Origin of the sequence: Affinundibacterium macrobrachii, from assembly GCF_014652415.1 — a bacterium.
Lineage (GTDB): Bacteria > Pseudomonadota > Gammaproteobacteria > Burkholderiales > Burkholderiaceae_D > Undibacterium > Undibacterium macrobrachii.
In genome coordinates this window covers 329,125-346,963 of sequence record NZ_BMYT01000003.1, presented here as the reverse complement: position 1 = coordinate 346,963, position 17,839 = coordinate 329,125, and the positions used below count along the sequence as shown (strand labels likewise).

The 17,839-nt window shown below is 46.4% G+C and carries 15 protein-coding genes; all 15 read left to right on the top strand.

The annotated features are described in order from the left end of the window. Positions 1-3 precede the first annotated feature (3 nt). The 15 genes from rsmH (at position 4) to IE103_RS10390 (ending at position 17,749) form a co-directional block, all read left to right on the top strand. The gene (rsmH, locus tag IE103_RS10460) at positions 4-957 is read left to right on the top strand and encodes a 16S rRNA (cytosine(1402)-N(4))-methyltransferase RsmH (protein ID WP_189346053.1); all 954 of its coding nucleotides are present in this window, start codon (positions 4-6) and stop codon (positions 955-957) included. Continuing rightward, positions 957-1,232 carry a cell division protein FtsL gene (gene ftsL / locus IE103_RS10455; protein WP_189346052.1) on the top strand — a complete coding sequence of 92 codons (276 nt, stop codon included), beginning with the start codon at positions 957-959 and terminating at the stop codon, positions 1,230-1,232. The genes rsmH and ftsL overlap by 1 nt, the downstream gene beginning before the upstream one ends. Beyond that, a complete protein-coding gene (locus IE103_RS10450) occupies positions 1,229-2,989 on the top strand; it encodes a peptidoglycan D,D-transpeptidase FtsI family protein (protein WP_229827219.1) in 1,761 nt (586 codons plus the stop codon). Before ftsL ends, IE103_RS10450 begins: the two co-directional genes overlap by 4 nt. Continuing rightward, positions 2,989-4,545, top strand: coding sequence for a UDP-N-acetylmuramoyl-L-alanyl-D-glutamate--2,6-diaminopimelate ligase (locus IE103_RS10445; protein ID WP_189346051.1), 1,557 nt, complete (start codon positions 2,989-2,991; stop codon positions 4,543-4,545). The genes IE103_RS10450 and IE103_RS10445 overlap by 1 nt, the downstream gene beginning before the upstream one ends. After that, the gene (locus tag IE103_RS10440) at positions 4,545-5,945 is read left to right on the top strand and encodes a UDP-N-acetylmuramoyl-tripeptide--D-alanyl-D-alanine ligase (RefSeq protein WP_189346351.1); all 1,401 of its coding nucleotides are present in this window, start codon (positions 4,545-4,547) and stop codon (positions 5,943-5,945) included. The genes IE103_RS10445 and IE103_RS10440 overlap by 1 nt, the downstream gene beginning before the upstream one ends. 41 nt (positions 5,946-5,986) lie before the next feature. Next, the gene (gene mraY / locus IE103_RS10435) at positions 5,987-7,156 is read left to right on the top strand and encodes a phospho-N-acetylmuramoyl-pentapeptide-transferase (protein WP_189346050.1); all 1,170 of its coding nucleotides are present in this window, start codon (positions 5,987-5,989) and stop codon (positions 7,154-7,156) included. Positions 7,157-7,195: 39 nt separating this feature from the next. Beyond that, the gene (murD, locus tag IE103_RS10430) at positions 7,196-8,710 is read left to right on the top strand and encodes a UDP-N-acetylmuramoyl-L-alanine--D-glutamate ligase (RefSeq protein ID WP_229827218.1); all 1,515 of its coding nucleotides are present in this window, start codon (positions 7,196-7,198) and stop codon (positions 8,708-8,710) included. Positions 8,711-8,793: 83 nt separating this feature from the next. Further along, complete coding sequence (gene ftsW / locus IE103_RS10425) at positions 8,794-9,927, top strand: putative lipid II flippase FtsW (protein ID WP_229827250.1); 1,134 nt, start codon at positions 8,794-8,796, stop codon at positions 9,925-9,927. Continuing rightward, positions 9,924-11,027 carry an undecaprenyldiphospho-muramoylpentapeptide beta-N-acetylglucosaminyltransferase gene (gene murG, locus IE103_RS10420; RefSeq protein ID WP_189346048.1) on the top strand — a complete coding sequence of 368 codons (1,104 nt, stop codon included), beginning with the start codon at positions 9,924-9,926 and terminating at the stop codon, positions 11,025-11,027. Before ftsW ends, murG begins: the two co-directional genes overlap by 4 nt. Positions 11,028-11,084: 57 nt before the next feature. Continuing rightward, positions 11,085-12,467, top strand: a complete 1,383-nt coding sequence (gene murC / locus IE103_RS10415) for a UDP-N-acetylmuramate--L-alanine ligase (protein WP_189346047.1) — start codon at positions 11,085-11,087, stop codon at positions 12,465-12,467. Between the two features lie 49 nt (positions 12,468-12,516). After that, a complete protein-coding gene (locus IE103_RS10410) occupies positions 12,517-13,461 on the top strand; it encodes a D-alanine--D-alanine ligase (protein WP_189346046.1) in 945 nt (314 codons plus the stop codon). Between the two features lie 30 nt (positions 13,462-13,491). Next, on the top strand, positions 13,492-14,265 hold the full coding sequence (locus tag IE103_RS10405; protein WP_189346045.1) for a cell division protein FtsQ/DivIB: 774 nt from the start codon (positions 13,492-13,494) through the stop codon (positions 14,263-14,265). Between the two features lie 174 nt (positions 14,266-14,439). Beyond that, complete coding sequence (gene ftsA, locus IE103_RS10400; RefSeq protein WP_189346044.1) at positions 14,440-15,672, top strand: cell division protein FtsA; 1,233 nt, start codon at positions 14,440-14,442, stop codon at positions 15,670-15,672. A 181-nt stretch (positions 15,673-15,853) separates the two neighbouring features. Beyond that, positions 15,854-17,050, top strand: a complete 1,197-nt coding sequence (gene ftsZ / locus IE103_RS10395) for a cell division protein FtsZ (protein ID WP_189346349.1) — start codon at positions 15,854-15,856, stop codon at positions 17,048-17,050. 192 nt (positions 17,051-17,242) lie between these two features. Next, the gene (locus IE103_RS10390; RefSeq protein WP_189346043.1) at positions 17,243-17,749 is read left to right on the top strand and encodes a peroxiredoxin; all 507 of its coding nucleotides are present in this window, start codon (positions 17,243-17,245) and stop codon (positions 17,747-17,749) included. Positions 17,750-17,839: the final 90 nt, after the last annotated feature.

Below are 17,839 nucleotides of genomic sequence, written 5' to 3'. Positions count from 1 at the left end.
ATCATGACTGTTACTACTCCGAGCGAGCTGATTCACCATACGGTGTTACTGGATGAGGCTATAGATGCTCTCAATATTCAGGGCGCGCGTATTAACGGTGTGTATGTCGATGGCACATTTGGGCGTGGTGGTCATAGCCGCAAAGTACTTAGTCAGCTCGGACCGCAAGGTCGCTTGATTGCCTTTGATAAAGATCCTTACGCAATCGCCAATGCTGAGCAAATTCTCGACCCACGTTTTTCTATTGTGCATGAAAGTTTTGCAGACATGCACACAGCGCTTAGCGATCTTGGTATTGATCGCGTAGATGGTGTGTTGATGGATTTAGGTATTTCGTCGCCGCAAGTTGATGATGCCGAGCGCGGATTTAGTTTTAGAAATGATGGGCCTTTGGATATGCGCATGGACACCACGCGCGGTATTTCCGCTGCAGAGTGGTTGGCGCATGAAGATGAACAAAAAATTAGAGAGGTGATAGAAAATTATGGGGAAGAACGGTTTGCTTTTCAGATTGCAAAGGCGATTGTTGCTCGCCGGGCGAGCGAGTCCATTTCAAGTACTCGGCAACTTGCCGAACTCGTCGCACACGCCGTCAAAACTCGCGAGAAGGGCAAAGACCCGGCAACTCGCACCTTTCAAGCTATACGGATTTTCATCAATAAAGAGCTTGAAGACCTCGAGATCGGTTTAGTTGCAGCTTACGAAAGTCTCGCGCCCGAAGCGCGAATGGCGATTATTAGTTTCCATTCATTAGAAGACCGCATCGTGAAGCAATTTTTTGCTTCTAAGGTGAAAGTTGCGCAGCCAGATCGACGTTTACCGATTCGAGAAGCCGATTTGCCTAAGCCGCATATGCGTCTCATTTCACGGATGAAGCCGACTGAGCAAGAAGTTCTGCGTAATGCGCGTGCGCGCTCCGCGATTATGCGCGTTGCTGAGCGGATTGGAGCGAGCTAATGAGCACGCGTCTGAATTTATTGTTAGGTTTATTGCTAGTGATTTCCGCCTTGTCGCTGATTAATTCGCAATATCAAGCGCGTCGTTTATTTATTGAAATTGAGCGCGCACAAACGCTCAGTCAGCAATATGAAGTTGAGTGGACTCAACTTAAGTTGGATCAATCGACGTTTGGAAAACATGCGCGTATCGAAGCGGTCGCATCTAAAGAGTTGGAGATGTCGCATGTGACACCAGATCGCACGCAATATTTAACGGCGGAGGTGGTGAAGTGAGTCGGCCACCTTCTTCACGTACCGCTGCTGGTAAAGGCGTTTCTTTTTCTTCTAGTCCTGTACTAGCAGTTAAATTGCCAGTTTGGCGTTCACGTCTAGTGTTGTTCTTCTTATTTATCGCTTTTGTTGCTTTGATCGTGCGTGCGCTTTGGTTGCAAGGTATGTCAACCGAATTTTTGCAGAAGCAGGGCGCGAGTCGTTATGCTCGGACTTTGGAACTATCTGCGACGCGTGGAAAAATTGTCGATAGACATGGACAAGTGTTGGCATCGTCAGTGCCGGTAAAAGCTATTTGGGCGAGTTCAGAAAGTGTGTTGGAAGCACCTCCAGAAAAAATCGCGCAATTAGCCGCGCTGCTGGATATGTCTGAGCAAGAGCTACGAAAAAAGTTGGTTCTGGATAAGCAGTTCGTTTACCTCAAACGTCAAGCTGAGCAAGCCTTGGTTGATAAGGTGCTGGCTTTGAATATTCCTGGCGTGAAGACAGAAAAAGAATATAAACGCTTTTACCCTGAAGGCGAAGTGATGGCGCACGTCGTTGGTTTTACGAATGTCGAGGACAAGGGGCAAGAGGGCATCGAACTAGCGTCAGAGAAAAATCTGGCTGGTAAAACCGGTAGCCGCCGTGTGATTAAAGATCGTTTGGGGCGTGTTGTCGAAGATATTGAATCGGTTCGTCCACCGCATGACGGCAAGGATATGCAATTGTCGGTTGACAGCAAAATTCAATACATCGCCTACACACATTTGAAAGACGCGGTTGAAAAATTTAAAGCCAAAGCAGGTGGCGCCGTGGTGTTGAATGTGCAAACTGGTGAGATTTTGGCTCTAGTTAACTTACCAACCTATAACCCAAATGATCGTTCTGTATTAACGGGGGCGCAGTTACGCAATCGTGTGATCACAGATACCTTTGAACCTGGCTCGACAATGAAGCCATTTCCAGTCGCTTTGGCTTTGGATACGGGGCGAGTCAAACCGGATACCTTGATTGAAACCGCGCCGGGACATATGACGATTGGTTCCGCAACTATTCACGATGCGCACAAACAAGGCACATTGACTGTCGCAGGTGTAATTCAAAAATCCTCAAACATTGGTACGGCAAAAATGGCTTTGCAAATTCCACCAAAAGAGATGTGGGAAATGTTTGCTAGTTTGGGATTTGGTCAACAACCGAATATTGGCTTTCCGGGGGCGGTTGCGGGACGTATGCGCAATTACAAAACATGGAAACCGATTGAGCAAGCGACAATGAGCTATGGTCATGGTATGTCTGTATCACTGCTACAAATCGCGCGCGCTTATATGATTTTTGCGCGTAAGGGCGACATGATTCCTTTGACTTTTCAACAGTCAACTGCAACCCCGGTTGGAACTCGCATCATTTCTGAAGAGACCGCGATGAAGATGCGGGAAATGCTAGAGAGCGTGACGCAACCGGGCGGCACCGCTACCCAAGCGCGCGTGCCGGGTTATCGCGTTGCTGGAAAGACTGGTACCGCGCACAAGATTGAACATGGTAAGTATGTGAATAAGTACATAGGCGATTTCGTTGGATTTGCGCCTGTGTCGAATCCGCGCATTATTGTTGCGGTGATGATCGATGAGCCTAGTGGTGGTGTTTACTACGGTGGTTCGGTTGCTGGTCCTGTGTTTGCTGCGATTACGGCAAACGTTTTGCGTTCGATGAACGTCGTTCCTGATTCCTCTGTAATGAATATTATTCCTGAACCTAGCGTACAGGAGAGTTTGTAATGTCTAATTTAGAAAATAAAAATCAATCAATGACAGCTAGCGCTGTCGCAGAAATTATTCTGTGGTTGCAAGAACATGCACCAAACGCGCAATTACATTCTGACTCGCGTGCGATTCAACTTGGCGATGTGTTTTTTGCTTTTCCGATCACGGGCAGCAAAGGCGATGGTCGTGCCTTTATTCAGAATGCGATCGAACGCGGCGCAGCTGTAATTGTGTATGAAAAAGAAGGTGCGGCAATTTCGCACGACACTTCGATTCCTCACTTAGCGGTCTCCGGATTAATCGATTTGCTTGGTGAGATTGCCAATCAATGGTATGGCAATCCAGATCAAGATATGTTCTGTGTTGCAGTGACCGGAACCAATGGCAAAACCTCTTGTTCTCAGTGGATCGCCAAGGCTCTCTCAATGCAAGGTGCGCCAGCAGCGGTGATTGGTACTTTAGGTGTGGGTAATTATCGTGATGGCATGATGAGCCAATTGCAAGAAACAGGTTTCACTACGCCAGATGCGCTGCAACTGCAAGCGCGCTTAGCCCATTTGAAGAAAAATGGCGCCAAGAGTTTGGCGATTGAAGCGTCCTCGATTGGGATTCATCAAGGTCGCTTAAATGCGCTGCATTTCGATATCGCCTTGTTCACTAACTTGACGCGCGATCATCTCGATTATCACGGTACGATGGAAGCCTATGCCGCCGCGAAAGCAGCCTTATTTGATTGGGCGGGCTTGCGCGCTGGCGTGATCAACGCCGACGATGCATTTGGTGTTGAGTTACTGCAGCAATTATCAAGCAATAAGCCAGAGCTCAAGTTATTGGCTTACAGTATTGATGGCGCGAGCGAAATTGCAATGCCAAGCTTGCGCGCTTCACAATTAAAGACGACCTCGATTGGCACCCAATTCCATGTCGAATCTCCGTTCGGTAGTGGCGTCGTCAAGACGCAAATGATCGGGCGTTTTAATGTCAGCAATGTGCTCGGTGTGCTGGGTGTGTTGTTGATGAAAGGGATTGCGTGGGAGCGTGCAGTCGCGACCATCGAAAAACTGACATCGGTGCAAGGACGCATGCAGCAGCTGGGTTCGCAGGGGCAGGCGATGGTGGTAGTGGATTATGCGCATACGCCTGATGCATTAGAAAAAACTTTACAAGCTTTGCAGCCAATTGCGCAAGAACGTCAAGGAAGTTTATGGTGCGTGTTCGGCTGCGGTGGTGATCGTGATCCAGGCAAGCGACCACAAATGGGTAAGATCGCGCAGATCGCACAACACGTAGTCGTTACTAGCGATAATCCACGCACAGAAGATCCAGAAAAAATTCTACAAGATATTCTCGCAGGAATGCAGGGAACCCCGAATGCAATCGTTGATCGTGCTAGCGCGATTTTATATGCAGTCAAACATGCGCACGCAAATGATGTGATTTTGATCGCTGGTAAGGGCCACGAAAACTATCAAGAAATCCATGGAAAAAAATGGCCTTTTTCCGATGAGGAACATGCGCTGTTGGCATTAGCTACTGTGGCGACGAATAGCACGATGCGGAGGTCATCTTGATCAAGGCCTCTTTAAAACAATTACAGCAAGTAGTAAGCAATGCATCTTTGACTGCTGACGCACACTTTGTTGGCTTGAGTACCGATAGTCGAAAAATTGAACAGGGTAATGTGTTCTTGGCGCTGCGTGGTGAAACTTTTGACGCACATGATTTTCTCGATTTGGTAGCAAGCGCAGGTGGCGTCGCTGTTATCGCCGAACGAGTCCCTGCTGGTTTCGCGATTCCAGCCTTGATCGTCCCTGATACAAAGCGTGCATTAGCGGAGATTGCTACATACTGGCGCCAGCAATTCACACTACCTGTCATTGCGGTGACTGGTAGTAACGGTAAGACCACAGTCAAAGAAATGATCGCGTCAATTCTGTTGGCGCAATATGGCAGCGAACACATGATTTCGACTAAAGGCAATCTGAATAATGAGATTGGCGTGCCGCTCACGGTATTCCGATTGCAAGCGCAACATCAAGCCGCGGTGTTTGAACTCGGCATGAATCATCCAGGCGAGATCGCCGTGTTGAGCTCGATTGCGCAAGCGAGTGTTGGTTTGGTTAACAATGCGCAACGTGAGCATCAAGAATTTATGCAAACCGTTGAAGCGGTGGCGATTGAAAATGGTGCTGTGATTCAAAGCTTAGCTGCTGATGGCGTTGCAGTTTTTCCTGCACACGATACTTATACAGAAATTTGGAAAGAATTCGCTGGACAACGCAAGACTCTGACATTTGGGTTAGTAAACGATGACGCAGTAAAAGCCGATGTATCCGGTAGTTTTGTTGCACAAGATTTCGGTAGTGAAATCGTCATGACGATACAGTCTGAGTCGTTCACAGTGCAGCTCGCCGCAGCCGGTCAACATAATGTTTTGAATGCTTTGGCAGCAGCAGCTTGTTGTGCTGCAATCGGCATTTCGACTGCAAAAATCGTTGAGGGCTTACAAGCGTTTGCACCAGTTTCAGGTCGTTTGCAATTGAAGCATGCGGCAACTGGAGCGCGTTTAATTGACGATACATACAACGCCAATCCTGATTCGGTAAAAGCGGCGATTGATGTATTGGCAAAAGCAAATGCAGAGACGACTTTGGTTCTTGGCGATATGGGTGAAGTCGGTGCGGATGGTGCAGCATTTCATCAAGAAATTGGATTGCATGCGAAAGCGCAAGGCATCAAACATTTATATACCTTGGGTTCACTAGCGCAAGCTTCCAGTATTGCGTTTGGTGAAGGCGCGCAACATTTTGAAGAATTAACCGGGTTGTTGTCGATCTTGGATCAGCACCGTGGTAATGGCAATACGATTTTGATCAAGGGCTCGCGTTTTATGAAGATGGAACGAGTCGTTGCACATTTGATGCAGGTAGAAAATGCCGCTGCGAAGTTGTCGACATCCGGAACACATTAAAAACAATTAGAACAATTAAAAAATAATTAGGGAAAAATATTATGTTGCTTTGGTTGGCAGAACTGTTTAAACAAGACATCGGCTTCTTCCGCGTGTTTGGATTCATTACCTTTCGTGCGGTGTTTGCGACTATGACGGCGATCTCGATAGGTTTGATCGCTGGCCCTGCTGTGATTCGTATGTTGACACGTTTAAAAGTTGGTCAAGCGGTTCGTACTGATGGACCGCAAACGCATTTGATTAAATCGGGTACGCCAACCATGGGTGGCGCTTTGGTGTTGATCTCTATCGGCATCTCAACTCTACTGTGGTCAGATTTGAGTAATCGCTTTGTGTGGGTCGTATTGATTGTGACCTTGGGATTTGGTGCAATTGGCTGGGTCGATGATTATCGCAAAGTCGTTTATCGCGATCCGAATGGGATGGCATCACGCGAGAAGTTTTTCTGGCAATCGTTGATCGGGATTGTTGCGGCGATTTATTTGGCTTTTTCTGTCTCTGCGCCAACCAATACCAAAGTGATGGAATTATTTGTCGCTTGGGTACAGTCTGGCTTTAGCATGGATTTGCCACCGAAGGCCGATTTAATTATTCCTTTCTTTAAAACCTTTAATTATCCGCTTGGCGTATGGGGATTTATTGCCCTGACTTTCTGTGTGATTGTCGGTACGAGTAATGCGGTGAATCTTACTGATGGTTTGGACGGCTTAGCGATTATGCCAACGATTATGGTTGGTTCTGCGTTGGGCTTGTTTGCCTATCTTACTGGTCATGCTGGTTATTCAAAGTATTTATTGATTCCGTATATTCCAGGTGCTGGCGAATTATTGATTTTCTGTGGCGCGATGGCGGGGGCAGGATTAGCTTTTCTTTGGTTTAACGCGCATCCGGCACAAGTATTTATGGGGGATGTTGGTGCCTTGGCCTTAGGTGGTGCGCTTGGTACTGTGGCAGTCATTGTTCGGCAAGAAGTCGTGTTGTTCATCATGGGCGGCATCTTTGTGGTGGAGACATTCTCGGTGATGTTGCAAGTGCTGTACTTCAAATTTACCAAAAGAAAATATGGTGTTGGAAAGCGACTATTTTTGATGGCACCGCTGCATCATCATTTTGAACAAAAAGGTTGGAAAGAAACGCAAGTAGTGGTGCGTTTTTGGATTATCACGATGTTGTTAGTGCTCTTGGGTTTAGCTTCTTTGAAGCTGCGTTGATGGCACGATACTACGTAAAAGCGAAAAAATGAATTAGATATGCAGGTGATAAATACGATGTTCTTGGACAAGCAAATATTGATCGTAGGGCTAGGAGAATCTGGCTTGGCGACGGCGCGTTGGTTGCAGCGCTGTGGCGCGCGTTTGCGTGTGCTTGATACGCGTACCAATCCAGATCGTCTATCTGCGTTAAAAGAACTTGCGCCAGAAGCCGAGTTTTTTGGCGGACCATTGCAGGCTGCGCAGGTTGATGGTGTCGATTTGGTCGTTGTTAGTCCCGGCTTAGCACCAGATGGTGAGCTTCAAGTCATTACACAAGTTGCGCAAGAAAAAGATATCCCGATTTGGGGCGAGCTGGAATTGTTCGCACAAGCTTTAGCTGAACTCAAGGAACAAAATCATTATCTTCCTAAAGTAATCGCGATCACGGGTACCAATGGCAAGACAACGGTGACGAGTTTAACAGGCCAACTCTGCGCACGCGCTGGCTTGACGGTTAAAGTCGCGGGCAATATCAGTCCCGCGATGTTGGATGTTTTGTGCGATTGCATAGATACAGAGACGCTGCCGCAAGTCTGGGTATTGGAATTGTCGAGCTTTCAGTTGCATACCAATATCAGTTTGAATCCCGATGTGGCGACGGTACTCAACGTGAGCCAAGATCATTTGGATTGGCATGGCGACATGAAAAATTATTGCGCTGATAAAGCAAAAATTTTTGGCGCGAGCACCGTACAAGTTTTGAATCGTGATGATGAACAAGTGATGGCGATGCGTCGTCCAAATGCGCAGATTGTGAGTTTTTCTTGCACAGCGCCGCAGCATGATGCTGAGTTTGGCTTGTTACATGATCAAGGTATGACTTGGTTAGCGGTAGCAAATGCGGACGAGGATGAACAAACTAGTTCGCGTAAACGCAAAAAAGAGATTGCAGACGTTCCAGTCACGATTACGCGTTTGATGCCCGCCGATGCCTTGAAAATTCGCGGACAACATAATGCCAGCAATGCACTCGCTGCATTGGCTTTGTGTCGCGGCATCGGTTTGCCGCTCGCGCCTTTATTGCACGCATTGCGTGAATATAAAGGTGAACCGCATCGCGTCGAGTTGGTAACGACTATCGGTGGCGTTGATTATTTTGACGATAGTAAAGGCACCAATGTTGGCGCAACGGTTGCAGCGCTTAAGGGCTTGGGCGAAGAAAACGGCGGTAGTACCCCCAGAATTATTTTAATTGCAGGTGGAGATGGGAAGGGGCAAGATTTTAGTCCCTTAGCTGCGCCTGTGTCTCGCTATGTGAAGTCAGTGCTATTGATTGGTAAAGATGCTGCTGAGATTCAATCTGCTTTAAATGTGACTGCGGTAGCGATACAAAGTTTTACTAGTTTGGAAACTGCTGTCGCACAAGCAAGTGAAATGGCGCAAGAAGGGGACATCGTTTTATTGTCGCCTGCCTGCGCAAGTTTGGATATGTTTAAAAATTACGCGCATCGCGCACAAGTATTTATCGACGCAGTTCGTGAAGTTGCATTGAGTCGCGGAGAGATTTGCTGATGAAGCAGCTATTCCTCAATTTGAACCTGTGGCGTTCTTCTGGCAGCAGCCAGAATGCGACGCATTTTGCTCAGCGTTCAAAAATGATGGAATACGATCAAGCTTTGGTTTGGGTGACTTTGATTTTGATGGTATTTGGGATGGTGATGGTGTATTCCGCTTCGATCTCTTTACCTGACTCGCCGAAGTATGCGAACTACAAAAATAATCACTTCTTAGTTCGACAAGCGATGTTCGTCACGGTATCGATTTTGGCGAGCTTTATTGTGTTTCGTTTGCGGGTAGAAGATTGGCAAAGATTGGCACCCTATCTATTCATTGCAACGCTAGTTTTGTTGGTATTGGTTTTGGTTCCAGGCATCGGTAAAGGCGTCAATGGTGCGAAGCGCTGGATATCCTTAAAAGTATTTAATGTGCAGCCATCAGAAATGATGAAGTTGTTCATGGTGTTATATGCGGCGGACTACACAGTACGCAAACAAGAGTTTATGCACAAACTGACCAAAGGCTTTTTGCCGATGATGATTACGGTTGCGGTATTAGGTTTGTTGTTGTTGCTCGAACCTGATCTTGGTGCGTTTGGTGTGATTGTTTGTATCGCGATGGGGATTTTGTTTTTAGGTGGTATCAATGGTGTTTGGTTCGGCGGTATCGCAGCGGCCTTGGTCGGCATTTTTACTTCGGTTATTTTGCTATCGCCGTGGCGACGCGAACGTATTTTTGCTTATCTGAATCCGTTTGAAGAAGACAATGCTTTGGGTAAAGCTTATCAGTTGACACATTCGCTGATTGCATTCGGTCGTGGCGAATTATTTGGTGTTGGTTTAGGTGCCAGCGTGGAAAAACTGCATTACTTGCCAGAAGCGCATACGGATTTTTTGTTGGCAGTGATTGGTGAGGAGCTTGGTTTTGTTGGTGTCGCGGTAGTGATCTATTTATTTTATTGGATCGTTAAACGCGCATTTGAAATTGGCCGACAAGCGATCGTGTTAGATGCGACTTTCGCTGGATTGACAGCGAAAGGTATCGGTATTTGGATAGGCATACAAACCTTCATCAATATGGGTGTGAACTTGGGTTTGTTACCAACCAAAGGCTTAACTTTGCCATTAATGAGTTATGGTGGTAGCGGTGTTTTGATTAACTGTATCGGTTTAACCCTGTTACTCAGAATCGATTATGAAAATCGTTTGATGATGCGTGGGGGACGGATATGACAAGTAAAGATGTAGCTGTGCAAAATAAGAAAAAACATCTGTTGATTATGGCCGCAGGAACTGGCGGACATATCTTCCCAGGCCTCGCGATCGCTGCGGAAATGCAGCAACGTGGTTGGAGCGTGTCGTGGTTAGGAACCAAAACAGGCATGGAAGGTGAGATTGTCGCCAAGCATGGCATTGCTATGGATCAGTTGGACTTTACTGGACTGCGTGGGAAAGGTTTGAAACATAGTATTAGTGGCGCATTTAAGTTAGTTGCTAGTTTTTTTTCATGCTTGCAGATTGTGCGCAAGCGTCAACCGGATGTGGTGTTGGGCATGGGGGGGTATGTGACGGTCCCCGGTGGTGTGGGTAGTGCTGTATTTGGTAAGGCTTTGGTGTTGATGAACGCAGATGCGCCTTTGTTGTTATCGAATAAGGCATTGAAGTTATTTGCAAACAAATTGATGTTTGGTTTGCCTTCGAATGCGCCTATGCAAGAGCAAAAATTTGTTTTTACAGGTAATCCGATTCGCCGTGAAATTACTGAGCTTGGATTGCCGCAAGAACGTTACGCTCAACACGCAGGACCATTAAAAATTTTAGTCGTTGGCGGAAGTTTAGGGGCACGTGCATTGAATGAAGCAGTTCCTGATGCGCTGGCTTTAATCCCCGCAGATCAACGTCCACAGGTAACTCACCAATCAGGCAAGCAACATGTCGAAGTTTTGCGTCAACGTTACGAAGCACAAAATGTACAAGCCGAAGTTGTAGATTTTATTCACGATATGCCACGTCGTTATGCCGATGCAGATTTGGTGATTTGTCGTGCTGGTGCGATTACGGTATCGGAATTAACTGCGGTTGGTGTTGCCAGTATCTTAGTGCCACTGGTGGCATCTAGTACCTCGCATCAAAAAGCGAATGCGGAGTGGTTGAGTCGGGCTGGTGGTGCGATTCATTTACCGCAAACCGAATTGACTGCATCGCGTTTAGCAGAATTGATCCAAAGCATGCAGCGTGAACGCTGTTTGCAAATGGCACAAGCGGCATACCAAATGGGAAAACGCGATGCCAATCAAACGATAGCCAAGATACTAGAAGATCTTGCGCAGTAAATTGAAAAAGAATCAGTAGAAATCAAGCAGAAAATAATTAGGTTCAATGAGAGAAATATGAAACATAAAGTAAAGCACTTACATTTCGTCGGTATCGGTGGCTCAGGTATGAGCGGCATCGCTGAAGTGCTATTGAATCTAGGTTATGTCATTTCTGGATCCGATTTAAGTAGTAATGCCGCTTCACAACGCTTAGCGAGTTTGGGTGCAAAAGTGACGGTAGGTCATGCAGCAGAAAATATCGAAGGTGCTGATGCGGTCGTGACTTCGACGGCAGTCAAAGCAGATAATCCAGAAGTGATCGCCGCACGTGAAAAACACATCCCTATCGTGCCACGTGCATTGATGTTGACGGAGTTAATGCGCTTAAAAAGTGGTATCGCGATTGCAGGTACGCATGGCAAGACTACCACCACTAGCTTGGTCGCGAGTATTTTGGCAGAAGGCGGTTTAGATCCAACCTTTGTGATTGGTGGATTGCTCAATAGTGCCGGGGCAAATGCCAAACTGGGTAGTGGTCAATACATCGTCGCGGAAGCGGATGAATCAGACGCATCGTTTTTGAATTTGCTACCTGTTATTGAAGTGATTACCAATATCGATGCGGATCACATGGAAACCTATGACCATGACTTCGCTAAATTGAAGCAAGCTTTCGTTGATTTCACCTTGCGTTTGCCATTTTATGGCGTAGCGATGTTGTGTATGGATGATCCTAATATCCGCGAAATCATGCCGAGAATCACCAAGACGATCGTGACTTACGGCTTCCATGAAGAAGCAGAAGTGCGGGCAATTAATGCCAGTGCGGCAAATGGCAAGATGCATTTCACCGTCGTACAAAAGGGTTATGCAGATATGCAAGTGAGTTTGAATCAACCCGGTATGCACAATGTACAAAATGCTTGTGCCGCGATCGCAATTGCGCGTGAAGTTGGGGTTGAAGACAGTGCGACACAAAAAGCCTTGAGTGAGTTTAATGGTGTTGGTCGCCGCTTTACGCGATATGGTGAAATCGCACTGCAAGGCGGTGGCAGTTTTGCTTTGGTCGATGATTATGGACATCACCCAGTAGAAATGGCTGCAACTTTGGCTGCTGCGCGAGGTGCTTATCCGAATCGTCGTTTGGTACTGGCGTTTCAACCGCACCGTTATACCCGCACACGTGATTTGTTTGAAGATTTTGTAAAAGTGATGTCGACTGCCGATGCGGTGGTATTGGCAGAAGTGTATGCGGCAGGCGAAGCGCCTATTGTTGCGGCAGATGGACGTGCCATGACTAGAGCATTACGCGTATTGGGAAAAGTTGAGCCGATTTTTGTAGAGAACATGCAAGACATGCCCGAAGCATTGCGTCAAATGTTACGTGATGGGGATGTCTTAATCGTGATGGGCGCTGGCTCGATTAGTTCAGTGCCAGCAAAACTAGCGGGTAAATAAGCAGGTCAAAAAACTCACGCGAAAACTTATTAAATTGGATGAAGAAGAAATGAAAGAACTCGGCAAAGTAGGTGTGTTATTTGGCGGTCGCTCAGCAGAACGCGAAGTGTCGATGATGTCTGGTACGGGCGTGTTGAACGCCTTGAAAAGTCGCGGCGTTGATGCACATGGTTTTGATCCAGCCGAACGTAGTTTGGCAGAGCTTGCAGAAGAAAAATTTGATCGTGTATTTATCGCTCTACATGGTCGTTATGGTGAAGACGGTAGTTTGCAAGGTGCCTTAGAACAGTTAGGTATTCCTTACACCGGCAGTGGAGTGATGGCGTCATCGGTAGCGATGGATAAGATTTTTACAAAAAAAATCTGGCTATATCATGGTTTAACTACGCCCAAGTACGCAGTGTTAAATGGAAATACCGATTTAGCTCAAGCAGCTGAAAATTTAGGATTGCCTTTGATCGTCAAACCGCCACATGAAGGTTCGACTATTGGTATTACGAAAGTTACTAGCGCCGACGCATTGCCAAGTGCGTATCAATTAGCCGCGACTTTTGATGAAGAAGTATTGGCGGAAGAATTTATTCAGGGACGTGAACTTACCGTTGCGGTACTAGGACGTGGTGCGGGAGCGCATGCCTTACCTTTGATTGAAATTGTCGCGCCAGATGGCAATTACGATTATCAAAACAAATATTTTACTGACGATACCAAGTATTTATGTCCAGCACCGATAGATGATGCTTTGACTCAAGAAATTAAAACGATGTGCGAGGAAGCATATCGTGCGGTTAATTGTGAGGGATGGGCGCGTATTGATGTGCTGTTACGTGCAAGTGATAACAAACCATTTTTGATCGAAATTAATACCTCGCCGGGTATGACGGGGCATTCATTAGTTCCTATGGCAGCGAAGGCGGCGGGTATGAGCTATGAAGATGTGTGCGTAGAAATTTTGAAGACAGCGCGTTTGAAAATCGCGACTGACTCAAAGTAATTTGTCATTTAGAAAGTAGAAACCGAGTTTATGTGGCATGACGCAAAGCTGCTCAATGCAATCGCTAATGCCATGTTTGGTTTGGTGTTGTTGATTTTGCTTGCGTCTGGAATTTGGTGGGTAATTCAACGACCAGTATTTTCATTGCAGACGGTACGAGTCGAAGGCAGTCAGCAAAAAGAGTTACGGCATGTGAATGCTTTGGCGATCCGTGATCAAGCAATACCAAAAATCAAAGGAAATTTTTTCACGACGAATTTGGACCAGGTGAGATTAGCGTTTGAGTCTGTACCTTGGGTAAGAAAAGCGAGTGTGCAAAGAGTGTGGCCAGATAAATTATTGGTTGCATTAGAAGAGCATGAGGTACTGGGAACTTGGGGGGAAGACGGACGATTAATTTCCACCGCAGGCGATGTATTTACGGCGAACTTAGCAGAAGCGGAAGAAGACACTGAGTTGGTCGGTTTGATTGGGCCCGAGGGAAGTGAGCGAGAAGTGGTTGCGCAATATCGGCAATTTAAAGATTGGTTTGCCAGTATCAATCTCGAACCGGAAGCGGTGTCTTACTCAAGCCGATATGCTTGGACTGTTGTTCTAAATAATGGTCTGCGCGTGGAATTAGGGAAAGTACAGGATCAAGGCGGATTGAAACGTCGCGTCGATCAGTTGATTAAGGTCTATCCGCAGTTGGTGACGCGTTTGCAGGACAAGATTATTAGCGTTGATATGCGCTATCCGAATGGATTGGCTTTGCAATCAAGTACCGGTAGTTTTGGTATCAAGAACAAAGCTAGTTCTAAATAACGTGAATAGATTGAATTGTAAGTTGGTAGTAATGTGAATAGTTGAGTGGCAGAGCTGGGTAATAGAGGTGCGACACTTGAACTAGGTCACAAAATATGGTGGTAAGTAGGAGTTGATCAATAGTGGCAACTTCACATACGAGAATGAATACTTTAAATAAGTAAGTGGAAGACTATGACAAAAGACGCAAAGAACCTAATCGTTGGCCTCGATATTGGCACTTCGAAAATTGTGGCGGTTGTTGCTGAAGTGATGCCAGATGGACGTCATGAGGTGATTGGTTTGGGTCAGCATGAGTCAAAAGGTTTAAAGAAAGGCGTGGTCGTGAATATTGAAGCGACCGTGGAATCAATTCAGCGCGCATTGGAAGAAGCGGAATTGATGGCCGACTGCAAAATTCGTACTGTCTATACCGGTATTGCTGGTAGTCATATCCGCAGTTTTAATTCTAGTGGGATGGTCGCGATCAAGGATAAGGAAGTGACCGCAGCCGACGTCTCGCGTGTGATTGAAACTGCGAAGGCAGTGAATATTCCAACCGACCAGCAATTGCTACACACTTTGCCGCAAGAGTTTATCGTCGATAGTCAAGATGATGTGCGCGAGCCGATCGGCATGAGCGGCATTCGATTAGAAGTCAAAGTGCACATTGTGACTGGTGCCGTGTCTGCGGTACAAAATATCGTTAAGTGCGTGCGTCGCTGTGGGCTCGAAGTGTCGGATTTGATTTTGCAACCAATGGCATCAGCTGATGCGGTGTTGACGAATGATGAAAAAGAGCTGGGTGTGGTCTTGATTGATATTGGCGGCGGTACTACCGATGTTGCGGTGTTCAGCGAAGGTTCGATTCGACATACTGCGGTGATTCCGATTGCTGGAGATCAAATCACCAATGACATAGCGATGGCCTTGCGCACACCAACTTCCGAAGCAGAAGAAATCAAGATTCGTTTCGGCGTTGCGAAACAAGTGTTGGCAGATCCGGCAGACAGTTTGGAAGTGCCCGGTCTTGGTGATCGTGGTCCACGTTCTTTATCTCGCCAAGCTTTGGCTGCAGTAATCGAACCGCGCGTTGAAGAATTATTCGCATTGGTTCATCAAGTAGTGCGTGAATCGGGTTATGAGGATGTGCTGTCTTCAGGCATCGTGTTAACCGGCGGCTCTTCTACCATGCAAGGAATGGTAGAAATGGCAGAGGATATTTTTCTGAAACCAGCACGATTGGGTATGCCAGCTTATTCTGGGCAGTTAGCAGATGTGGTGCGTAGCCCGCGTTACGCCACCGTTTTGGGTTTGTTGTTGGAAGCAAAGAAGCAGTACTTACGAGGTCATATTGTGACGCGCCAAGCAGGTTCGGCAAGTGCAGTTTGGCAGCGTATGAAGGAGTGGTTTCAAGGGAATTTCTAATTCCATTTTTAGTTTTGAAAAATAGTGTTTCTTTATAGATGAAATGAGGCGATTTGCAGCATATTTTTTACTACAATTTGCTGCAATCATTTTATAATGTTGCGAAATACAGTTTTCATTCGCTAGGCATCACATCGTGTGAGGATTAGCGACTGAAAACTGCCTACAAGGGGGATTCATGATGGAGTTCGATATGGTTGATAACGCTACGCAAGGCACAGTGATCAAAGTGGTTGGTGTCGGTGGCGCTGGTGGTAATGCCGTTCAGCATATGATTAACAAAGGTGTTTCTGGTGTTGAGTTCATTGCTGCAAACACGGATGCGCAGGCATTGACACAATCTGGTGCACATAATGTGATTCAGATTGGTGAAACTGGTTTAGGTGCTGGCATGAAGCCTGAAGTAGGTCGTCAGCTCGCAGAAGAATCTCGCACTCGTATCGAAGACGCATTGCGTGGTGCACACATGGTGTTCATCGCTGCTGGTATGGGTGGCGGAACTGGTACTGGTGCCGCACCGGTGGTCGCACAAATTGCGAAAGAACAAGGCGCGTTAACCGTAGCGGTAGTTTCTAAGCCTTTTTCTTACGAAGGTAAGAAATGCATGGATATCGCAGATGAAGGTTTGGAAGCTTTATCGAAACATGTCGATTCTTTGATCATCATCTTGAATGAAAAGCTCGAAGAAATTTACGAAGACGACAGCATGATTGAATGGTTGGGTCATGCAGACAACGTGTTGAATAATGCAGTTGCTGGTATCGCAGAAATCATTAATGTTCCAGGCCATATCAATGTCGACTTCAATGACGTGAAAACGATCATGGGTGAACAAGGTAAGGCAATGATGGGAACTGCGACCGCATCTGGTGTTGATCGCGCGCGTATCGCTGCCGAACAAGCAGTTGCATCTCCTTTGTTAGACGGCATTGACTTGTCTGGCGCACGTGGCGTATTGGTCAATGTGACTGCAAGCCGCGGATTAAAAGGTAAAGAAATTAAAGAAGTTATGGCTGCTGTGCGTGCATTTGCTGCACCAGACGCTTCGATTGCGCAAGGTATTGCTTATGATGATGCGATGGGCGATGAGATTCGTGTCACCGTCGTTGCTACCGGTCTAGGTCGTGGCAAGAAAAATATTCAGTTAGTGCAAACGCCAATGTTACGTACGGGAACGCATGATGAGCCAGTCATGATGGCTAGTCCTGCAATGGCAACTACAGCGAGCAAGACAACAACGTCTGTTAATGCAGGATTTGATAGTTTGACGAAGCCAGCAGTATGGCGTCATTCTGCAACGGAACAAGTTCGTGCTTTAGAAAAAAATGGAATGGAAACTTATGACATTCCAGCATTTTTACGTAAGCAAGCGGACTAATTCGTCACGCTATGTAGGATAAGTAGCGATTAGTTACTCAAGCTAGCTAGTTTGATACCAGAGAAAACGCCAGTCATTTGACTGGCGTTTTGCTTTCTGCAAAAAAATGTCGTTTAGGGCATACTTGCAAACTTCCCTTTATCCAACATGGATTAGGCGAGAATTTATTTTTTAATTTTTAGGGAGTTCACTATGAGCATCAAAGTTGGCGACAAATTACCTGCAGGCAGTTTGGCTGAATTTATCGAAGTTGAATCAGAAGGCTGTTCATTGGGGCCGAATACTTTTGATGTAGCAGAACTCACTAAAGGCAAAACCATTGCGATTTTTGGCTTACCAGGTGCATACACACCAACATGCTCCGCTAAACATGTGCCAGGCTATGTTGAGCACGCGGCTGCATTAAAAGCCAAGGGTGTGGATGAAATTTGGTGTATTTCTGTGAACGATGCTTTCGTGATGGGTGCTTGGGGGCGAGATCAAAAAGCCACTGGCACTGTGCGTATGATGGCGGATGGTAATGCAGCTTTCAGCAAAGCTTTAGGTCTTGATGCGGACTTCAGTAAATTTGGTATGGGTGTTCGCTCACAGCGTTACTCTATGGTTGTGGTTGATGGTGTAGTGAAGCATTTAAATGTTGAAGAAGGCGGTAATTTCGCTGTGTCGAATGCAGAAACAATGTTGGCGCAATTAGCTTAATTTTATTGCCCGCCGTTTTTCAATGTAAAAAATGCGTATCGATGTGATGCGCATTTTTTTATGCCAATTAAATTTCAGCGCCTATTTTCA

Excerpts from the sequence above, each read along its gene's own strand:
- rsmH (WP_189346053.1), top strand. The coding sequence starts at position 4 with ATGACTGTTACTACTCCGAGCGAGCTGATTCACCATACGGTGTTACTG.
- ftsL (WP_189346052.1), top strand. The coding sequence starts at position 957 with ATGAGCACGCGTCTGAATTTATTGTTAGGTTTATTGCTAGTGATTTCC.
- IE103_RS10445 (WP_189346051.1), top strand. The coding sequence starts at position 2,989 with ATGTCTAATTTAGAAAATAAAAATCAATCAATGACAGCTAGCGCTGTC.
- mraY (WP_189346050.1), top strand. The coding sequence starts at position 5,987 with ATGTTGCTTTGGTTGGCAGAACTGTTTAAACAAGACATCGGCTTCTTC.
- murD (WP_229827218.1), top strand. The coding sequence starts at position 7,196 with ATGCAGGTGATAAATACGATGTTCTTGGACAAGCAAATATTGATCGTA.
- ftsW (WP_229827250.1), top strand. The coding sequence starts at position 8,794 with ATGATGGAATACGATCAAGCTTTGGTTTGGGTGACTTTGATTTTGATG.
- murG (WP_189346048.1), top strand. The coding sequence starts at position 9,924 with ATGACAAGTAAAGATGTAGCTGTGCAAAATAAGAAAAAACATCTGTTG.
- murC (WP_189346047.1), top strand. The coding sequence starts at position 11,085 with ATGAAACATAAAGTAAAGCACTTACATTTCGTCGGTATCGGTGGCTCA.
- IE103_RS10410 (WP_189346046.1), top strand. The coding sequence starts at position 12,517 with ATGAAAGAACTCGGCAAAGTAGGTGTGTTATTTGGCGGTCGCTCAGCA.
- IE103_RS10405 (WP_189346045.1), top strand. The coding sequence starts at position 13,492 with ATGTGGCATGACGCAAAGCTGCTCAATGCAATCGCTAATGCCATGTTT.
- ftsA (WP_189346044.1), top strand. The coding sequence starts at position 14,440 with ATGACAAAAGACGCAAAGAACCTAATCGTTGGCCTCGATATTGGCACT.
- ftsZ (WP_189346349.1), top strand. The coding sequence starts at position 15,854 with ATGGAGTTCGATATGGTTGATAACGCTACGCAAGGCACAGTGATCAAA.
- IE103_RS10390 (WP_189346043.1), top strand. The coding sequence starts at position 17,243 with ATGAGCATCAAAGTTGGCGACAAATTACCTGCAGGCAGTTTGGCTGAA.